The sequence below is a fragment of the Actibacterium sp. EMB200-NS6 genome, from assembly GCF_001305615.1.
GTDB classification, from domain to species: domain Bacteria; phylum Pseudomonadota; class Alphaproteobacteria; order Rhodobacterales; family Rhodobacteraceae; genus Actibacterium_A; species Actibacterium_A naphthalenivorans.
Genome location: NZ_CP010869.1, coordinates 2,920,294 through 2,939,287, shown reverse-complemented (window position 1 = coordinate 2,939,287; position 18,994 = coordinate 2,920,294). Strand labels below are relative to the sequence as shown.

At 63.4% G+C, this 18,994-nt stretch carries 18 protein-coding genes and 2 pseudogenes; 15 read left to right on the top strand and 5 right to left on the bottom strand.

The window, feature by feature from the left end; genetic code table 11:
• Window positions 1-5 precede the first annotated feature (5 nt).
• A complete protein-coding gene (locus TQ29_RS14255; protein WP_054539699.1) occupies window positions 6-1,241 on the bottom strand; it encodes a multidrug effflux MFS transporter in 1,236 nt (411 codons plus the stop codon).
• Between the two features lie 184 nt (window positions 1,242-1,425).
• Between TQ29_RS14255 and TQ29_RS14250 the strand changes: the two genes are divergently transcribed.
• The 7 genes from TQ29_RS14250 to TQ29_RS14220 all read left to right on the top strand — a co-directional run bounded on the left by TQ29_RS14250 (window position 1,426) and on the right by TQ29_RS14220 (window position 8,503).
• The gene (locus tag TQ29_RS14250) at window positions 1,426-2,958 is read left to right on the top strand and encodes an acyl-CoA carboxylase subunit beta (RefSeq protein ID WP_054539698.1); all 1,533 of its coding nucleotides are present in this window, start codon (window positions 1,426-1,428) and stop codon (window positions 2,956-2,958) included.
• A 22-nt stretch (window positions 2,959-2,980) separates the two neighbouring features.
• Window positions 2,981-3,337 (top strand): hypothetical protein, encoded by a 357-nt coding sequence (locus tag TQ29_RS14245; RefSeq protein ID WP_054539697.1) that lies wholly within the window; start codon window positions 2,981-2,983, stop codon window positions 3,335-3,337.
• Complete coding sequence (locus TQ29_RS14240) at window positions 3,330-3,737, top strand: RidA family protein (RefSeq protein ID WP_054539696.1); 408 nt, start codon at window positions 3,330-3,332, stop codon at window positions 3,735-3,737. Before TQ29_RS14245 ends, TQ29_RS14240 begins: the two co-directional genes overlap by 8 nt.
• A 543-nt stretch (window positions 3,738-4,280) precedes the next feature.
• Window positions 4,281-4,640, top strand: a complete 360-nt coding sequence (locus tag TQ29_RS14235) for a hypothetical protein (RefSeq protein WP_054539695.1) — start codon at window positions 4,281-4,283, stop codon at window positions 4,638-4,640.
• Window positions 4,641-4,968: 328 nt separating this feature from the next.
• Window positions 4,969-5,169 carry a hypothetical protein gene (locus TQ29_RS14230; protein WP_037207192.1) on the top strand — a complete coding sequence of 67 codons (201 nt, stop codon included), beginning with the start codon at window positions 4,969-4,971 and terminating at the stop codon, window positions 5,167-5,169.
• 318 nt (window positions 5,170-5,487) lie between these two features.
• Window positions 5,488-7,488, top strand: a complete 2,001-nt coding sequence (locus TQ29_RS14225) for an acetyl/propionyl/methylcrotonyl-CoA carboxylase subunit alpha (RefSeq protein ID WP_054539694.1) — start codon at window positions 5,488-5,490, stop codon at window positions 7,486-7,488.
• A 7-nt stretch (window positions 7,489-7,495) separates the two neighbouring features.
• Complete coding sequence (locus TQ29_RS14220) at window positions 7,496-8,503, top strand: hypothetical protein (RefSeq protein ID WP_054539693.1); 1,008 nt, start codon at window positions 7,496-7,498, stop codon at window positions 8,501-8,503.
• Window positions 8,504-8,527: 24 nt separating this feature from the next.
• Here TQ29_RS14220 and TQ29_RS14215 read toward each other — a convergent pair whose 3' ends face one another.
• Window positions 8,528-8,995: a DUF4174 domain-containing protein gene (locus tag TQ29_RS14215; protein ID WP_054539692.1), complete on the bottom strand. Its 468-nt coding sequence runs from the start codon at window positions 8,993-8,995 to the stop codon at window positions 8,528-8,530.
• A 102-nt stretch (window positions 8,996-9,097) separates the two neighbouring features.
• Between TQ29_RS14215 and scpA the strand changes: the two genes are divergently transcribed.
• Window positions 9,098-11,230 carry a methylmalonyl-CoA mutase gene (gene scpA / locus TQ29_RS14210; RefSeq protein WP_037207185.1) on the top strand — a complete coding sequence of 711 codons (2,133 nt, stop codon included), beginning with the start codon at window positions 9,098-9,100 and terminating at the stop codon, window positions 11,228-11,230.
• 80 nt (window positions 11,231-11,310) lie between these two features.
• On the opposite strand, the gene trpA is transcribed toward scpA, so the two are convergent.
• Complete coding sequence (gene trpA / locus TQ29_RS14205; RefSeq protein ID WP_054539691.1) at window positions 11,311-12,102, bottom strand: tryptophan synthase subunit alpha; 792 nt, start codon at window positions 12,100-12,102, stop codon at window positions 11,311-11,313.
• Window positions 12,103-12,223: 121 nt separating this feature from the next.
• Here trpA and ychF point away from each other — a divergent pair, with 121 nt between their 5' ends.
• Window positions 12,224-13,321, top strand: a complete 1,098-nt coding sequence (gene ychF, locus TQ29_RS14200) for a redox-regulated ATPase YchF (RefSeq protein ID WP_054539690.1) — start codon at window positions 12,224-12,226, stop codon at window positions 13,319-13,321.
• Between the two features lie 249 nt (window positions 13,322-13,570).
• On the opposite strand, the pseudogene TQ29_RS21140 reads toward ychF, so the two are convergent.
• Window positions 13,571-13,791, bottom strand: a pseudogene (locus TQ29_RS21140) (integrase core domain-containing protein); the annotation flags it as partial.
• Between the two features lie 175 nt (window positions 13,792-13,966).
• On the opposite strand from TQ29_RS21140, the gene TQ29_RS14195 reads away from it, so the two are divergent.
• From TQ29_RS14195 to TQ29_RS14180, 4 genes are all read left to right on the top strand, one after another.
• Window positions 13,967-14,713, top strand: coding sequence for a hypothetical protein (locus tag TQ29_RS14195; RefSeq protein ID WP_054539689.1), 747 nt, complete (start codon window positions 13,967-13,969; stop codon window positions 14,711-14,713).
• Window positions 14,710-16,857, top strand: coding sequence for an AAA family ATPase (locus TQ29_RS14190; protein WP_207642714.1), 2,148 nt, complete (start codon window positions 14,710-14,712; stop codon window positions 16,855-16,857). The genes TQ29_RS14195 and TQ29_RS14190 overlap by 4 nt, the downstream gene beginning before the upstream one ends.
• A 97-nt stretch (window positions 16,858-16,954) precedes the next feature.
• Window positions 16,955-17,230: a hypothetical protein gene (locus TQ29_RS14185; protein WP_054539687.1), complete on the top strand. Its 276-nt coding sequence runs from the start codon at window positions 16,955-16,957 to the stop codon at window positions 17,228-17,230.
• Window positions 17,231-17,291: 61 nt separating this feature from the next.
• Window positions 17,292-17,933, top strand: coding sequence for a TetR/AcrR family transcriptional regulator (locus TQ29_RS14180; protein WP_054539686.1), 642 nt, complete (start codon window positions 17,292-17,294; stop codon window positions 17,931-17,933).
• A 154-nt stretch (window positions 17,934-18,087) separates the two neighbouring features.
• Here the strand turns inward: TQ29_RS14180 and TQ29_RS20360 are convergent.
• Window positions 18,088-18,288: pseudogene (locus TQ29_RS20360) on the bottom strand (metal-sensing transcriptional repressor).
• Here TQ29_RS20360 and TQ29_RS21135 point away from each other — a divergent pair.
• Together TQ29_RS21135 and TQ29_RS14170 are read left to right on the top strand one after the other, a co-directional pair.
• Window positions 18,190-18,405, top strand: a complete 216-nt coding sequence (locus tag TQ29_RS21135; RefSeq protein WP_054539685.1) for a hypothetical protein — start codon at window positions 18,190-18,192, stop codon at window positions 18,403-18,405. The pseudogene TQ29_RS20360 and the gene TQ29_RS21135 overlap by 99 nt on opposite strands.
• Before the next feature lie 393 nt (window positions 18,406-18,798).
• Entirely contained in the window at window positions 18,799-18,987 is a 189-nt protein-coding gene (locus tag TQ29_RS14170) for a hypothetical protein (RefSeq protein WP_054539684.1), read from the top strand.
• The last annotated feature ends 7 nt before the right edge of the window (window positions 18,988-18,994 follow it).

The following is an 18,994-nucleotide window of genomic DNA, read 5'->3' as shown; positions in this document are numbered from 1 at the left end:
AAGCGTCAGTCGGGCAGGGGGATATCCAGCTCGCCCGCGATCCGCGTGACATGCAGTACATAAAGCATCGCCAGAACGGCAGCGACGGAGCTGCACAGCATGATGATCAGCAAGGTGAACACGCCCGTGCCGGGAACGAGCAGCGCGCCGGCAAGCGCCGACAGCGCGGCGCCGCCTCCGATCATGATGGTGCCGCCCAGCCCGCTGGCGGTGCCGGACAGCGCCGGCCGCACCGACATCATGCCCGAGGTGGCGTTCGAGATGACCATGCCGTTGCCGACGCCCACGGAAGTCATCAGGCCGAAGAATGCCAGCGGATGCGTGGCGCCCAGAAGGAATGCGAGTATTGACAGGATCAGCCCGACGGTCGGAAGCATCGTGCCGATCATGATCATCCGGTTGATGCCCAGGCGCGTCGCATATCGCCCGGTCAGGAAATTGCCGGCCATATAGCCGAGCGCCAGCAGGCCGAAATACATCCCCAGCGTCGCCGGCGAAAGCCCGAACACCGCGCTGCCCACATAGGGGGCGCCTCCGAGATAGGCGAAAAAGGCGCCGGAGGCGAAGGCGGTTGTCAGCGCATAGCCCCAGAACCGGCGCGAGCGGAGCAGCTCGGGGTATTCACGGAACTGTGCCAGGAGGCTGTTTTCGCTGGGCCGCGCGGTTTCGCCCAGATCCGCCCACAACAGCAGGAAAAGCGCGATGCCGGCCACCAGCAGCGCCTCGAAATTCGCCTTCCAGCCAAACAACTGATCCAGAACCCCGCCAAGCGCCGGGGCCAGCATCGGCACAACGGCCATGCCCATGGTCACATAGCCGATCATCGACGCCGATTCCTCGGCCGGAACCATATCGCGGACAACCGCGCGGCTGAGCACGATCCCGGCCACGATTGCGGCCTGCAACATCCGAAAGCCAAGGAAAACATGCGCGCTCGGCGCCAGCAGGCAGCCAAGCGTGGCCACAAGGAAGATGACGACCGAGCCCAGGATGACGGGCCGGCGGCCATATTTGTCGGAGATCGGGCCGATCAGCAGTTGCAGCCCGGCGCTGACGCCAAGATAGAGTGCCACGGAAAGCTGCATCAGCCGGTATTCCGTGTCGAAATAGGCCGTCATCTTGGGGAGTGACGGCAGGAAGATATTCATCGACATCGCAGACAATCCCGCAAGCAGGACAAGCGTCACGAGATGTGGTGGGGTGCTGCGATCGAGAAAGCGCGCGCGGAGTCTGGGGTTCATGACTTGTGACTTAGGCCGATGCCTGGCACCTGTCCACAATTGCGCGCGCGATGTCTGAATATTTTCGAATTTGCAATTTGCAGATATGTGGTTGTCAACTGTTTGCAAATATACTGAAATTCGCTTTGTCTTGCGTGGTGCGCGCTATAGGGTGCGCCGAAACCGCCATGGGGGAGCCAAGATCATGAAAGACATCCTGCAGGAACTTGACGACCGTCGTGCCTCTGCGCGGCTCGGGGGCGGGCAGCGCCGCATCGACAGCCAGCACGCCAAGGGCAAGCTGACGGCGCGCGAGCGGATCGATCTTCTGCTGGACGAAGGCTCTTTCGAAGAGTTTGACATGTTCGTCGCCCACCGCTGCACCGATTTCGGCATGGAGCAGGAGCGGCCTTATGGCGACGGTGTGGTCACCGGCTGGGGCACGATCAACGGCCGCATGGTCTATGTCTTTTCGCAGGATTTCACGGTGTTCGGCGGCTCGCTTTCGGAAACCCATGCGCAGAAGATCTGCAAGATCATGGATATGGCGGTGCAGAACGGCGCCCCCGTCATCGGGTTGAACGATTCGGGCGGCGCGCGGATTCAGGAAGGCGTGGCCAGCCTCGCGGGTTATGCCGATGTGTTTCAGCGCAACATCATGGCCTCTGGCGTGGTGCCGCAGATCAGCGTGATCATGGGGCCCTGCGCGGGCGGCGCGGTCTATTCCCCGGCGATGACCGATTTCATCTTCATGGTCAAAGACAGTTCCTATATGTTCGTCACCGGCCCCGACGTTGTGAAAACCGTCACCAACGAGCAGGTGACGGCGGAAGAACTCGGCGGCGCCTCGACCCATACCAAGAAATCCTCGGTCGCCGATGGCGCGTTCGAGAATGACGTGGAGGCGATGGCAGAGGTGCGGCGGCTTGTCGATTTCCTGCCGCTGAACAACCGCGAAAAACCCCCGGTGCGCCCGTTCTTCGATAATCCGGCGCGGGTGGAAGACAGTCTCGATACGCTGATCCCCGATAACCCGAACCAGCCCTATGACATGAAGGAACTGATCCTGAAGGTGGGCGACGAAGGCGATTTCTATGAAATCCAGGAAGATTTCGCCAAGAACATCATCACTGGCTTCATTCGGATGGAAGGCCAGACCGTGGGCGTGGTTGCCAACCAGCCGATGGTGCTGGCCGGCTGTCTCGACATCGACAGCTCGCGCAAGGCCGCGCGCTTCGTGCGGTTCTGCGACGCTTTCGAAATTCCGATCCTGACATTCGTCGACGTTCCGGGCTTTCTGCCGGGCACCAGTCAGGAATATGGCGGCGTCATCAAGCACGGCGCCAAGCTGCTGTTCGCCTACGGCGAGGCGACGGTGCCGAAAGTGACCGTGATCACCCGCAAGGCCTATGGCGGCGCCTATGACGTTATGGCCTCGAAACACCTGCGCGGTGATTTCAACTATGCCTGGCCCACGGCGCAGATCGCGGTGATGGGCGCCAAGGGCGCGACCGAGATCCTGTACCGCTCCGAACTGGGGGATCCCGAGAAGATCGCGCAGCGCACGGCCGATTACGAGGATCGCTTCGCCAATCCGTTCGTCGCCGCCGAAAAGGGCTTTATCGACGAGGTGATCCAGCCCCGCTCGACGCGCCGGCGGGTGGCCCGCGCCTTCGCCTCGCTGCGCGGCAAAAAGCTGGAAAACCCCTGGAAGAAGCACGACAATATTCCGCTGTAAGCGGGATGTTGGGGGCTATCCGATGCAAGACCGCTGGCATATCATCCGTGAAGACGGCGCGCTGACCCTGGCGCGCCATCTGCCGCCGCGTTTCGACGTGATGGCCCAAACGGCGATGCCCTTGGCCCGCAAGGGGCGGTTGGCGCAACAGATACGGCAGGACCTCTGGCGCGCGCTGCGGCGCTTGCGCGGGTTCACGCCGGTGGTGCGGGTCGAGGAGGACGGAGCGCACCTGTTGGTCCGGGCAGGCGGAGAGATCCGCGCCCGGACCTTCCCCAGGGCCCAGACGCAGGCGACGATCGAAGCCGTGCTGAATTGTCCGGCGAATCGCGCGCGCTGGCTGGCCAATGCAAGGCGGGAGGCGGCCGCCGATGCCTGATTTCCACCTCTTCGCCAAGGGTCCGCGCCCTGTCGCGCCGTTCTCCCATGCGGTCGAGGCCGATGGCTGGGTCATCCTGACCGGCCAGATGCCGACCGACCCCGCCGCCCCCGACGCACCGCTGCCCGATGGCGTCGCGGCGCAGACGCGGCGGGTGATGGACAATCTGGGGCTGATCCTGGCCGAGCTGGGGCTCGATATGTCGCATGTCGTGCAATGCCGCTGTTTCCTGATGGAGTTCGAGCGCGACTACGCCGCCTTCAATGAGGTCTATCAGGGCTATTTCGCCCCCGATCGCCGCCCGGCGCGAACCACTGTCGGGGTGACCGCGCTGGCCGTTGGCGCACTGGTCGAGATTGATTGCATCGCCCGCCGTCCTGACGTCGGGGAAGGAATGTGAAATTGCTAAGACCCTCGCGGATATTTCGCTCAACCGACCGGAAAAATGAGGCTTTCGCGTCACAGCGTGCGGGTGAGGCCACCGTTTTTGATGCAACCGCAAAACAATCGGCTATACTTGAAATTGGCCGCTGTCACGCGGCCGTGATCAATGGTACGGGCGAGAGGGGGCGAGAGCTCCGCATATCAGCCTCAAAGAGAAATTGGAGTGAGACATGTCGAAGAGCGTCAAGACCCTCGTGGCAGTGTGCCTTGTGGCTTTCACCGCGGCCTGCGCTGCGGAAGAGGAAGTTGTTTACGTTGAGCCCGAGCCCATCGCGGCAGAGCCCGTATACAGCAAATACTGACATTCTGGCGGGGCGGCCTTCGGGCCCGGCCCCATACAGCATGACAGATTTTGATGCGCGCCCCGGAGATACCGGGGCGGGCATCTTTTGTTTTCAGGCGGGTGCGGCATGATCGTCCGGCGCGCGCATGATACCGCCAGCGCCCCTTGTTTCGCTGGCCTCCCGCCGGCCCACGGCGACAGAATCAGGGGCCGGGCATGCTGAAGCACAAGGGATTTCCCGGCCGTCTTCCCGGCACTGATTTCCAGTTCACGATTCGCCGTGAGAACAAGAAGGGCATAACGCCGATCGTCGCGCGCGAACGTTTTGCCGATCGCCGCCCAGCCGATCGCCGCGCCGACGCCGGTTTCCTTGCAGCCCTGTGGGAGCATTTCGGCGACGCGCCGTTCGAGCGGGGCAATCTCGATGCCGGTCGGCTTTCGTGGTTGTTCGGGCGCGAGGTGGTCGCGGCCGAAGATCCCTTTGATCCGGCGAGCTATGAGGCGCTGCTGCGTATCGACGCGGCCCGCGCCCGCGCATCCTTTCCCGATGTCTTCGAAGGGGGGGATTCGGCGTGAAACCGCGCGTTGTCACAAAACTTAGGCAAAAAATGGCCCAAGCCGCAGGGCTTCCGAAAGTGGCCTTTCCCGGCCATGATTTCTGCGTCAGGCTCATCGGTGGGACGAGACCGCGCAAGCATCGCGCTGCCCCGGCCCAAGTTTACCGTTACCCTTCCACTTCCCTACGGTCTGGCCCCTCGTGGGTCAGACCACCCCTTTTCGGCGCCCCCCGCCTTGCCCGGCAAGAGCCCGCCGATCGCCGATCCGCAAACCGGTTCGCAGTTGAAACTGTTCCGGTCCGGGGCCATCTTTCCCTTGCCAAAATACATATGAAGGGCAGAGCAGCATGCGTACTCTCAAACTCCTCGTCGCACCGGCAATCGTTCTGGTGCTTGCCGGATGTCTGGAAAATGACACCGAGCGTGCCGTTGCGGGTGCCGCGACCGGCGCCGCGGTTGGCGTCGCGACCGACGGTAATGTCGCCGCGACGACTGCGATCGGCGCTGCCGCCGGCGCGCTGTGCGACGACGTGGGCGTCTGCGACTGACGCCAACGGCCTCGCCGCCGGTATAGGGCCGCGCGCCGCCGTCTTGGCTGACGGCGGGCGCTGTGTGCCGACCTTTTCCGGGGCCGCGCGGGCCTGCCCGGCCCGCTTTTCCGAAAACCACCTGCCCGGTATCCGAGGCGGCGCATCTTCATGCGGCCGCCCGTTCCGCGTTGCGCCCTGCGATCCCCGACACCCCGAGATCCGGGCGCAAGCGCCCGCCATTGCCCCGCCCGAAAAGGCCGAACCGCAACCATGCCGTCGGAACCGACGCCATCTGCCGAACGCCGTCACGGCGAAGCGAGAGAAAAGGACTGTTTAATGTTCAAGAAAATCCTGATTGCAAACCGTGGGGAAATCGCCTGCCGCGTCATCAAGACCGCGCGGAAGATGGGGATCAAGACCGTCGCAATCTATTCGGATGCCGACAAGAACGCGCTGCACGTCGAGATGGCCGATGAGGCGGTGCATATCGGCCCGCCGCCGGCCAACCAATCCTATATCGTGATCGACAAGGTGATGGACGCGATCCGCCAGACCGGGGCCGAAGCGGTGCATCCCGGCTATGGCTTTCTGTCGGAAAACAAGCTGTTCGCCGAGGCGCTGGCCAAGGAAGGCGTGGCCTTCATCGGCCCGCCCGCCGGCGCGATCGAGGCGATGGGCGACAAGATCACCTCCAAGAAGCTCGCGCAGGAGGCCGGCGTTTCCACGGTGCCCGGCTTCATGGGGCTGATCGACGACGCCGAACATGCGGTGACGATCTCCAATGAAGTCGGCTATCCGGTGATGATCAAGGCCTCCGCCGGCGGCGGCGGCAAGGGCATGCGCATCGCCTGGAACGACGAGGAGGCGCGCGAAGGCTTTCAGAGCTCGAAGAACGAGGCGGCCAACAGCTTTGGCGACGACCGGATTTTCATCGAGAAATTCGTGACCCAGCCGCGCCACATCGAAATTCAGGTGCTGTGCGACAGCCACGGCAACGGCATCTATCTGGGCGAGCGCGAATGTTCGATCCAGCGCCGCAACCAGAAGGTCATCGAAGAGGCGCCCAGCCCATTCCTCGATGAAGCGACCCGCCGCGCGATGGGCGAGCAGGCCGTGGCCCTGGCCCAGGCGGTGGATTACACCAGTGCGGGCACGGTGGAATTCATCGTCGATGGCGAGCGCAATTTCTACTTCCTCGAAATGAACACGCGTCTGCAGGTGGAGCACCCGGTGACCGAGCTGATCACCGGTGTCGATCTCGTGGAGCAGATGATCCGGGTGGCGTATAGCGAAAAGCTGAGCCTGGCCCAGAAGGATGTGGTGCTGAACGGCTGGGCGATGGAATGCCGCCTTTATGCCGAAGACCCCTATCGCAACTTCCTGCCCTCGATCGGGCGGCTGTCGCGCTATCGCCCCCCGGTCGAAGAGGTGCGCCCCGGCGCGGTTGTGCGCAACGATACCGGTGTCTATGAGGGCGGCGAGATCAGCATGTACTACGACCCGATGATCGCCAAGCTGTGCACCTGGGCGCCGACCCGCAGCGAGGCGATCGAGGAAATGCGCATCGCGCTCGACACGTTCGAGGTGGAAGGGATCGGCCACAACCTGCCGTTCCTCAGCGCGGTGATGGACCATCCGAAATTCGAGGAAGGGAACATCACCACCGCCTTCATCGCCGAGGAATATCCCGACGGGTTCGAAGGCGTGGAACTGCATGCCGAAGATCTGCGCCGCGTGGCGGCGGCGGCGGCGGCGATGTACCGCGTGGCCGAGATCCGGCGCACGCGCATTTCCGGCACCATGGACAACCATGAGCGCAAGGTGGGCCGCGACTGGACCGTGGTCGCCCAGGGCCAGAGGTTCGTGGTGACGATCGACGCCGACCCGCAGGGCGCCACCGTGACCTTCAGCGACGGCGACAGCCACCGCGTGACGTCGGACTGGACGCCGGGCCAAAGCCTGGCCCGGCTCGACATCGACGGTGCGCCGCTCGTGCTGAAGGTGGGCAAGGCGACAAGCGGCTTCCGCATCCGCACCCGCGGCGCCGACCTCAAGGTCAATGTCTACAGCCCGCGTCAGGCGGAACTGGCGGCGCTGATGCCCGAGAAACTGCCGCCCGACACTTCCAAGCTGCTGCTTTGCCCGATGCCGGGCCTGATCGTGAAGATCGACGTGGAAGTGGGGCAGGAGGTGCAGGAAGGCCAGGCGCTGTGTACTGTCGAGGCGATGAAGATGGAAAACATCCTGCGGGCCGAGAAGAAGGCCATCGTGTCGAAGATCAATGCGGCCCCGGGCGACAGCCTGGCGGTGGACGAAGTGATCATGGAGTTCGAGTGAGGCGCAGATGACCGGCCCCCGCCAAAAGCTGGATATCGTGACCGTGGTGTTTCGCGGCGAGCTGCCCCTGCTGGTATTGCAGGCGCGCTCGCTCGCCCGGTTTTTCGATGCCGATGCGATTGGCGGGATCCATGTCATCGTCAATGACCGGGCCGAGGCCGATTGCGTCCGCGCGGTCGAGGCGCTGCGCGGCGAATATGGCGCGCTGGCGCCGCTGCTGCGGGTTGTTCGCCCGGCCGAATTGCGCGATCCCAAGCGGCGCGAAAGCGCCGGGCAACGTGTGGAACGGTGGGTCGTGAACAATGTTCGCGGGCGCATCCGCAACTTGCTGCCGCAGCGCGAACGCCTCGCCAGCGGCTGGCGCGGCAACAGTGGCTGGGCGATGCAGCAGGCGTTCAAGCTGATGTCGGCGCGGGTGCTCAGCGCGCCCAATGTGCTGATCCTTGACGCCAAGAACCATTTCATCGGCCAGGCGGGCGCGGCGAATTTCATCGACGATATGGGGCGCCCGCGCAGCCGCGCCGTGGCACAGGTGCCGATGCAGGGGCGTTGGATCGAAGCGTCTTTCGGGTGCCTCGGCTATCCGTCGCCCCCGAGCGACCGCCCGGTGCCGCCTTCGGTGACGCCGGTTGTGCTGGGGCGGCGGCGGCTTTTGGGCGCCGTCGCGGCGATGGAGCAAAAGATAGGGCCGCTGGATCTGTTCTTTGCCCACAAGCGCGGCGAGACCACGGAATTCATGCTTCTTTTCGCCGAAATCGACAAGGGGCAGGGCCTGTGGGCGCAGGAGTTCGGCGATGGCCTGCCCGTGTCTCTGACGGCGTTTTCAAGCAGCGACGATGCCTATCTCGGCGAACTTCTGCAGGCCGCGCGCGACGGGCGCTCGCCTCTGATGGGGGTTCACCGGCGCCGGATCACCAGCACGGCGGAGGATCTGAGATCGGCGCTGTTCGGGTTCTGGCAGGATCGCGGGTTGATCCGCGATGCGGCCGAAGCGAGGGCGTTGTTCAATGTCTGACCGCGCACGCCCTTGCCCGATCGGCTATTGCTGTTCGCGCCGGTCCCGGATTTCCTGCTGGCGCAGCGGCATCTTGTCGATCGCGCGGGACAGTTCGCGCACATCCCAGGGAAAGGGTTTGCGCAGGCTGACCGTGCCGTCCTTGGCGACAAGCGCCAGCATGAACCCGCGCGGCCGCAGCTTTTGCCGGGGCTGGGATCTGGCGGCGGGATCGGTATCGACGATGACCACCACGTCGCGCTGTACCAGCTCGCCCGGCCGCTCCGCGAGAAGGGCCATCTGCTGTTGGAAGCGCGGGTCGGCGGAAGTGTCGGCAAAGACGATCACAGCCCGCGCCAGCCACTGGAAATCGGCCAGATCAACCTCGCGCGCGTCCAGCACCACGGCCGCATCCGCTTGCCAGCGTGCCAGCGGTGATAGGGTCGGGGCCTCGGTCGCGGTGGCCGCAAGGGGCATCAACCCGGCAAACGCGCAAAGCAGAAGAATTTTCATAACGTCTCCAATCCCGCTTCATATAGGCGGTGAACGGGGAAATGCGAAGGCTGATCCCGTCCGAACGGGACACAGTGTCGCCGCAAGGAAAGGGATGATCCGATGACGGAGAAAACAAAAGCCTGGGCCAAGATGGCCGAGAAGGAATTGCGGGGCCGCCCGCTTGACGATCTGACATGGCAGACGCCGGAAGGGATCGCCGTCAAGCCGCTTTATACCGAAGAGGATACCGAAGGGCTGCCGCATATGGGATCGGTCCCCGGCGCGGCACCGTTTACCCGCGGCCCCAAAGCCACGATGTATGCCGGTCGCCCCTGGACGATCCGGCAATATGCGGGTTTTTCCACCGCAGAGGCTTCGAACGCCTTCTACCGCAAGGCACTGGCCGCCGGGCAGCAGGGCGTGTCGGTGGCCTTCGATCTGGCCACCCACCGCGGCTATGACAGCGACCACCCGCGCGTGGTCGGCGACGTGGGCAAGGCCGGTGTGGCGATCGACAGCGTCGAGGACATGAAGATCCTGTTCGACGGCATCCCGCTGGACAAGGTCAGCGTGTCGATGACGATGAACGGCGCGGTGATCCCGATTCTGGCGAATTTCATCGTGGTTGGCGAAGAACAGGGCCATGACCGCGCCGTGCTGTCGGGCACCATTCAGAATGACATTCTGAAAGAGTTCATGGTGCGCAACACCTATATCTACCCGCCCGAACCCTCGATGCGGATCATTTCGGACATCATCGAATATACCTCGACCGATATGCCGAAGTTCAACTCGATCTCGATTTCCGGCTACCACATGCAGGAGGCCGGCGCGAACCTCGTGCAGGAGCTGGCCTTCACCCTGGCCGACGGCAAGGAATACGTGAAGGCGGCGCTGGAGCGCGGGCTGGATGTCGATGCCTTTGCCGGGCGCCTCAGCTTCTTTTTCGCCATCGGCACCAACTTCTTCATGGAAATCGCCAAGCTGCGCGCCGCGCGGTTCCTGTGGCACCGGATCATGAGCGAGTTCGAGCCGAAGAACCCCAAATCGCTGATGCTGCGCACCCACTGCCAGACTTCGGGCGTGTCGCTGCAGGAACAGGATCCTTACAACAACGTGGTGCGCACGGCCTATGAGGCGATGAGCGCGGTTCTGGGCGGCACCCAGTCGCTGCACACCAACGCGTTTGACGAGGCCATCGCGCTGCCCACCGAATTCTCGGCCCGCATCGCGCGCAACACCCAGCTGATCCTGCAGAACGAGACCAAGGTGACCAAGGTCGTCGATCCGCTGGCTGGCTCCTACTACGTCGAGAAGCTGACCAACGATCTGGCCGAAGAAGCCTGGAAGCTGATCCAGGAAGTCGACGAGATGGGCGGCATGACCAAGGCCGTGGCCACAGGCATGCCCAAGCTGCGCATCGAAGAGGCCGCCGCGCGCTATCAGGCCGCTGTTGACCGAGGCGACGAGGTGATCGTCGGCGTCAACAAGTTCCGGCTCGAAAAGGAAGATCCGATCGACATTCTGGATGTCGACAACGTGGCGGTGCGTGAAAGTCAGGTCGCACGGCTGGCCCAGACCCGCGCCAACCGCGATGCCGCCGCTTGCGATGCCGCGCTCGCGGCGCTGGAAGAGGCCGCCAAAAGCGGCGAGGGCAATCTTTTGCGGCTGGCGGTCGAGGCTGCCCGCGCACGCGCAACCGTCGGGGAGATCAGCATGGCGATGGAAAAGGCATTCGGGCGGCACCGGGCCGAGGTCAAGACGCTGGCCGGCGTTTACGGCGCGGCCTATGCGGGCGACGAAGGTTTCGCCGCGATCCAGAAATCAGTCGAGGATTTCGCCGAGGCCGAAGGCCGCCGCCCGCGCATGCTGGTGGTCAAGATGGGCCAGGATGGCCACGACCGCGGCGCCAAGGTGATCGCCACCGCCTTTGCCGATATCGGCTTCGACGTGGATGTGGGCCCGCTGTTCCAGACACCCGAAGAGGCGGCGCAGGATGCGGTGGACAATGACGTGCACGTGGTGGGCATCAGCTCTCAGGCCGCCGGTCACAAGACGCTGGCGCCCAAGCTGGTCGAGGCGCTGAAGGCGGCGGGCGCCGAGGATATCATCGTGGTCTGCGGCGGCGTGATCCCGCAGCAGGATTATCAATTCCTCTATGACGCGGGCGTCAAGGCGATCTTCGGGCCGGGCACCAATATTCCCGATGCCGCGCAGGGCGTGCTGAAGCTGATCCGCGAAGCGCGGGGCTGACTGCCCCACTCATGCGGAAAGAACAAAACCCGCGCCTGGTGCGCGGGTTTTTCATTGCGTGATGCGGCGTTCCCGGTGGCTCAGGCCCGGTGCGCCCCATCCGCCAGGCTTTTGACATAGGCCAGAATCTCGTCCAGCGGGCGTTGCTCTTCGATCAGTTTGACGATCGCAGACCCGACCACCGCGCCATCCGCAATGCCCGCGATCTGTTCGGCGGCCTCCGGCGTGCGGATGCCGAAGCCCACCACGACCGGCAGATCGGTCTGCGCCTTGATCCGGGCCACTTCCGGTGCCACGTCGATGGCCTGCGGCGCAGCCGCGCCGGTGATCCCGGTGATCGAGACGTAGTAGAGAAAGCCGCTGGTGTTCTGCAGCACCTTGGGCAGGCGCTTGTCATCGGTGGTGGGGGTGGCCAGGCGGATGAAATTCAGCCCGGCCTTCGCTGCCGGAATGCACAGTTCCGCGTCTTCTTCGGGCGGCAGGTCCACCACGATCAGCCCGTCGATCCCCGCCGCTTTCGCATCTTCAAGAAACTTCGGCACGCCGCGATTGTAGATCGGGTTGTAATATCCCATCATCACGATCGGCGTTTCATCATTGCCCTTGCGGAATTCGCGCGCCATCGCCAGCGTCTTTTCCAGTGTCTGCCCACCGTCCAACGCCCGCTGGCCGGCAAGCTGAATGGTCGGGCCGTCTGCCATCGGATCGGTAAAGGGCATGCCCATCTCGATGATGTCCACACCCGCGCCCGGCAGGCCCTTGATGATCTCCAGCGAGGTATCGTAATCTGGATCGCCCGCCATCACATAGGCGACGAACGCCTTCTTCCCTTCGGCCTTCAGGGCGGCGAATTTGCGGTCGATGCGGGTCATGGTGTCCTCATTGTCTGATCCATGGCGGTTTGCGGTATAAGGGGCGGAAAATCAATGCCCGGCTTGACCTCTGCACCCCGGCGCCCCTACATGCGCGCGATTGCACGCCAAGGAGAGGGCCATGGGCTTCAAGACCGGGATCGTAGGGCTGCCCAATGTGGGCAAGTCGACGCTGTTCAACGCGCTGACGAAAACGGCTGCGGCGCAGGCCGCCAATTTCCCCTTCTGCACGATCGAGCCCAATGTGGGGGAGGTGGCGGTGCCCGATGCGCGGCTCGACAGGCTGGCCGAGATCGCGGCATCAAAGCAGATCATCCCCACGCGGATGACCTTTGTCGATATTGCCGGTCTGGTGAAAGGCGCCAGCAAGGGCGAGGGGCTGGGCAACCAGTTTCTGGCCAATATCCGCGAATGCGATGCCATCGCCCATGTGCTGCGCTGTTTCGAAGACGGCGACGTGACCCATGTCGAAGGCCGGGTGGACCCGGTGGAAGATGCCCAGACCATCGAGACCGAGCTGATGCTGGCTGATATGGAATCGATCGAGAAGCGGCTGCAAAACATCGTGCGCAAGATCCGCGGCGGCGACAAGGACGCGGTGCAGCAGGAACGCCTGCTGAAAGCCGCGCTGGCCGCGCTGGAAGACGGCAAACCCGCCCGCACCGTCGAGGTGGCCGAGGATGACCGCAAGGCGTGGGACATGCTGCAACTGCTGACCTCCAAACCCATCCTCTATGTCTGTAATGTGGCCGAGGATGAAGCCGCCGCCGGCAACGCCCATTCGCAGCGGGTAGAGGAAATGGCGGCCGCGCAGGGGGCCGCTTCGGTTGTCATCTCGGCCCGGATCGAAGAGGAGATCAGCCAGCTCGACGCCGAAGAGGCGGCGATGTTCCTCGACGAACTGGGGCTGACCGAGGCGGGCCTCGATCGGCTGATCCGCGCGGGTTATGAACTGCTCGACCTGCAGACCTATTTCACCGTAGGCCCGAAAGAGGCCCGCGCCTGGACCATTGCCAAAGGCACGCGCGCACCGCAGGCGGCGGGGGTGATCCACGGTGATTTCGAACGCGGCTTCATCCGCGCCGAAACCATCGCCTATGACGATTTCGTTGCCTGTGGCGGCGAACAGGGCGCCAAGGACGCGGGCAAGATGCGGGCAGAGGGCAAGGGCTATGTGGTGAAGGACGGCGACGTTCTGCACTTTCTGTTCAGCGGCTGAGGCGGGGCAGATAGCCCTGCAACCCCGCAGCTTGATCAGAGTTCTGCTGTTTGTTGAAGATGAGCAAGGCGTGCCGGTCAATCGCAGGCACCTGATGACATCCCGGTGAAATGCCGGCGGCTGTGGCCTGCGGTTTTCGTTTCTGCTGGGTGCGAATTTGGATCGGATGCCAGAGTTCCGGGGTTTTGCCTCATTTCAAGCGTTGTATGGTCGTGGCTCTGCGCGTACCGAAGAACCACTCTTGTCCGCTCAATCCGGCATGCCCTCCAGGTCATCGTGACCTTCTCCCCCTGAAGCCAGCGTCAACAAGTTAGCTCTGTTCAGGGGTTGGTCTTTCTTTGAGCGGTTAACATATTCCACCGGTGTCCGGCCGGCGAGGCTTGAACGCGGGCGGTGATGGTTGAAGTCATCGCGCCATGCCGCGATCAGAGGTGAGCATGGCACAGGGGCGGAAACAGGTTCTGGTTGAGGTGGGCAACGCCTTCAGTTCATTGTGCTTTTTCTCTGCCGTGGCGCTGCGGCGTCCATTTCGGCATTTGCGTGGACAATCGGACGTCCGTCTGATATTTGAGGGTGAGTTGTCGGGAGTCCGTTCTGCGGGCTCGCCAGCGCCGGCGCTTGAACCTTACCCCTCGGAGGTCCGTCATGGATGAAAAATTAACGCGTCAAATTCAAATACTGGCGGCATGGTGCGGCCCGGCGTTTGTCGTGCTTTATGGCCTGGCCTGGGTGGTCATGGCGCATAACTATCCGCCGCCCGATCCGTCGTTCACGGCGCAGGAACTCGTCGATAATTTCTACCTGAAATATCAGGATCGTATCCTGCTCGGGCAAAGCCTCTCAACCGCTTTCGGCATTCTCTATCTGGTCTGGGCCTGTCAGGTAAGCGTTCAGATGTGGCGGCGCGAGACGGTCCCGATCCTGTCTCTTATTCAGCTGTGCGGCGGCCTTCTGACCGGCTGGGTGCTGATGTTCGTCCCCGCGATGTGGGCCTGGTGCGCCGAAGTGGCCGGGGTTGCCGATCCTGAAACAATCAAGATGGTTCATTTCATTGCCTGGTATTTCTTTGACATGACCTACTGGATCACCACCATCGAGGTGGCCGCCATCTTCATCATGGTCATGACCGACAAGGAAAAACCCGGACTGGTGCCGAAATGGGTGGCGTCGCTTGCGATGTTCTCGGGTCTGTCGTTCCTGCCGCTGACCTTCCTGCCCTACTTCAAGACAGGCATCTTCGCACTGAACGGTTACTGGTCCTTCCATGTCGCCTTTATCAGCTATGGCCTGTTCACCTTCGCCTTCGGTCCGTACATGGTGAAGGACATCAAGCGCGTGCGCATCCCTGCGGTGCCGGGCATAGGCCAGGCCATCAGCCGCAGTCAGGGATGACGATGACTGACGACGCCTTTGCGGCGTTCACGCTTTCCGCCCCTCCCGCCACATCCGGCGGGAGGGGCGATCACGTTGCGCTGAACCCTGACGATATGGCGGCGCGGGGCTGGAGGGACGGCGATTGCGTGATGGTCACGGCGGTGGCGCGGGCGGCTGGCCGCCTTGTGGCGCATAAGGACATCGCGCGGGGACATCTTGCCCTCGCTCCGATGCTTGGCGCGGCGACTGGCGCAGGAACGGGCGCAGTAACTATCGAAGCGGTGCAGCCGACACCTGCCACGCGCATCGTGTTTGGCGTCGTGGACCGCGAACCCCCGGCAAAGGGCGGCGCTTTGGCGCGCTTCTTCGGTGCCGAAGACAGCGCCACACCCCGGCCCATACCTGTTCCCGACATGCAGACGCTCAATGAGCGCGTGCTGATGCGCGGCACCCTGATCGAGCAGGACGGCGCGTGTCTGCGTGTGGTCGAAACCGTGCCCCCCGGGCCGGTCCTGGTTGATCGGGAGACGTCGATTTCCGTCGTCGATCCCCGCAACAGACGGGTGTCCTATCAGGATGTCGGCGGCCTCTCCACCGAGATCGCCCGTATCCGCGAGATGGTCGAACTGCCCTTGCGGCGCCCCGAAATCTTCGCGCAGCTTGGCGTCGAGGCGCCGCGCGGGTTGCTGCTCTATGGCCCCCCGGGCTGCGGCAAGACCCTGATCGCCCGCGCCATCGCCCAACAGACCGATGCCTTCTTCCTGTCGATTAACGGCCCCGAAGTCATCCAGAAACATTATGGCGAGTCCGAGGAGGTCTTGCGAAAAGTCTTTGAAGAGGCACAGAAACACCCGGCCACCATCCTGTTCATCGACGAGATCGATGCCCTTGTCCCGAACCGGGAAACGGTGCTGGGCGAGGTCGAAAAGCGGGTCGTGGGCCAGCTTCTCGCGCTGATGGATGGCGTGACCTCGCGCGGCAAGGTGGTGGTCATGGCCGCGACCAACCTGCCCAATGCCGTTGACCCGGCGCTGCGGCGGCCGGGCCGCTTTGACCGCGAGATTTCGATCAACCCGCCGACCAAGGCGGGACGGCGTGAAATCCTCGACATCCACACGCGGTTCATGCCCCTGTCTGCCGATGTGGATCTGGAGCGGGTGGCCGCCGTGACGCATGGCTTTCTGGGGGCCGATCTGGCCGCGCTTTGCCGGGAGGCGGGCATGGCCAGCGCGCGCGACAGTCAAAGAGGCGATCAGAGCGGCGATACGCGCGCGCCGCTTTTTGTCACGATGGCGCATTTTCAGGACGCGCTGGCAAGTTTTCGCCTGTCCACCATCCGCGAACTCTCGACGGATATCGCGGAGACCCAATGGGACGACATCGGGGGACTGGCGAAGGAAAAGCGCCTGCTGCAACAGGCGATCGACTGGCCGCTGCTCTACGGCGCCCGGTTCCGGCATGCTGGCGCCCATGCGCCCAAGGGCATTCTGCTGACCGGCGGATCGGGCACGGGCAAGACGTTGCTGGCGCAGGCGGTCGGCACGACGACGGAGGTGAATTTCATTGTCGCGCGCGGCCCCGAGCTCCTGTCCAAATGGGTGGGCGAATCCGAACGCGGCATCCGCGACGTGTTCCGCCGCGCCCGTCAGTCGGCGCCCTCGATCCTCTTTTTCGACGAGCTTGACGCGATTGCGCCGACCCGTGGCAAGAGCACCGGCGATGGCCAGATCGGCGATCGTATGGTCGGTCAGTTCCTGCTTGAACTCGACGCGATTGATGGCAGCTCCGGGGTCGTCGTCCTGGCCGCCACCAACCGGCCCGATATCATCGACCAGGCGTTGCTGAGGCCGGGCCGGTTCGATCTTGTCATCGACCTGCCGGAGCCTGACCGGGACGCACGTCTTGCCATTCTCAAGGTGCACTGCCAAAACGCTCCCCTTGACGGGGATGTCGATCTCGCCCGCATCGCCGAGGCGGCCCAGGGCCTCAACGGCGCGGATCTGGCGGCGCTCTGCCAGAGGGCCAAGATGCAGGCGATAGCGGCGTCGATCGAGGCTCAGCACGGCCAGGATTTCGCGCCGTTCCCGATTTCGGCCGCCCATTTCGACACGGCGTTGAAGGCAGTCAGACACAGCAAGCATCCGGGTGAAAACAAAAGATGAGAGACCAGTGCATGGGCGGCGATCCCGTGACTGGCCCCCCGCCCGTGTCAAACCCCGCGTCAAACACGGTTTTCACGACATGAAAGAGGCATATTGAATGGAAGTGTTCGTTACACTCGTCGTCCAGCTCGCCATGGGCATCTTTGGCGGCCAAATGATCAGCGCCAATCGTAAATGGGAAGACATCAGGCAGACGGTCAAAATCACCGCCGGGGGCGCCGGAGGGCTTGTTCTCGGTCAGGTGGTCGGTATGATCGTCGGTAACGAAAACTCGTTTTTCGCGATGCTGGGCGATGCGGGTGGCGGCCTCGCGGGCGGTGCGATCGCTACGGCCATTATCGTGACGATCATCAGGAAATTGCGCGGCCGCTGAAGTGGGAACGGCTCGGTCTCTTCACTCGGCAGGTCGATCTGACGGGAACAGGAGGGGCGTGATGCCGAGGGTGAAAACCACAGGATACTCTGGCTTTGAGGACGCCGCCGCGAGCGCCAAGGGCGAGGCTGCGGCGGAACGCATTCTGGACGCCGCGTTCCGCTCGATCGCGACGCGCGGCTGCGGCGCGGTCACCCTGCGCGGGATCGCCGAGGAAGCCGGCGTCGTGCTCAGCCAGCTCAGCTACTATTACGGCAACAAGGACAGCCTCTTTGCCGCGGTTCTCAAGCGCATGCAGCAGGGCTATATGGAGGGCCTCGACACCCGGCTTCGCGGGCATGATACCATGGCGGAACGGATGGGCGCGCTTGTCGATTACAACGCCTCGGTTCTCAATGACAGCCCCGACACCTACCGGAACTTCCTGGAATTCTTCAACTTCGCGATGAGTTCGCCGGACTTCCAGGCGGAGGTGGCCGGTTTCACCTCGGGCGTCGCGCAGATCATGCAAAGCCGCATCGTGCGCGACGAGACCGACAGCGCGCGCGCGGACAGCTTCTCGGCCACTGCGGTGACCCGCTTCATCCTCTCCGCCTCATTCGGCATCGCCCTGCAACACTTCCTGAGCCCGGAGAACGAGGACGTCCGCAAAGGCTTCGACATTATCAAGGCAACGGCAACAAAGCTGATCAATGAGAAGTAAAATGGACAGAGCAAACGGCAAGGTATCAGCCAGCGCTTCGCGCGCAGGCCGGGTTTCAGTCGCGAAGGCGGTCTGCCGGAGGGGACGGGCCTGAAATCCAACCCTCTCCACCCTAAGTCATTGTTATAAATATCTGTATTAGAACCATCCGCCGCTACCGACAGACCTTTTCGAACACGTTGACTAGCTCACGAAACTTCTGGCGCTGTTCCTCTGGGACAGACGCTAGAATTGCGTCTTCCACGCATCCATCCGAATGATCCTGAAGGATCAACATCTCGACCTGCGAAAGCGCGGAACGGACCGCGAGCGCCTGGTTCAGGATGTTGATTCAGTAGTGGTCCTGCTCAATCATCCGCGCGACGCCGCGCACTTGGCCCCCAAGGCGGGCAAGCCGCTGAAGTGCGTCCTGCTTGCGATCTTTCATCGTTCAAAGCCTCGGTTCGTGCCGGATGAACCACCTCTGACCTGAAAAGTTTCCGGGAACAACGGCGGCGGCCTCCTGTTTAAGAAGCATACTCCAGAGGAGTACCTCGGGCGATCGTGCACAGAATCCGGTTCGTCACAGCGGTCAGCAGGGGAGATCATTCATGCAGAAGCATCCATTGGCCATTGGGATCATCGGCGGCATCATCGGGACGCTCCTCGTGGCTGTCGCGGTCTGGCTCACCATCGCCTACACGGGCGCCTACAACGTGGCGGCATCCGACCAGCACGCGGACGCGGTCCGGTGGACGCTTGACACCACGATGCACCGTTCCGTCAAACGCCGCTCGGCCCCCGCTGCGTCTTCAACCGCAGCCTCGAGACCGATCCGATCCTGTGGGCGTCGGAGGGCGGCCTGGCAGCCACGAAGCTCAACGGCGTGCTCGTGCCCCTCGAGGCGGGCGCTGAGACCGATGGCGGTCTCGAGTTCACTGCACTGGGCGTCACCATGACCGTCCGTCCGCTCGGGGACGAGGCCGACTGGCGTTCGGACGCCGAGCTCGTCTTCGAGCTCGATCAGGGACCGACGGTTGGCTATCGCGGCTTCTATGGATGCCAGGCCGATTGAAATAGGA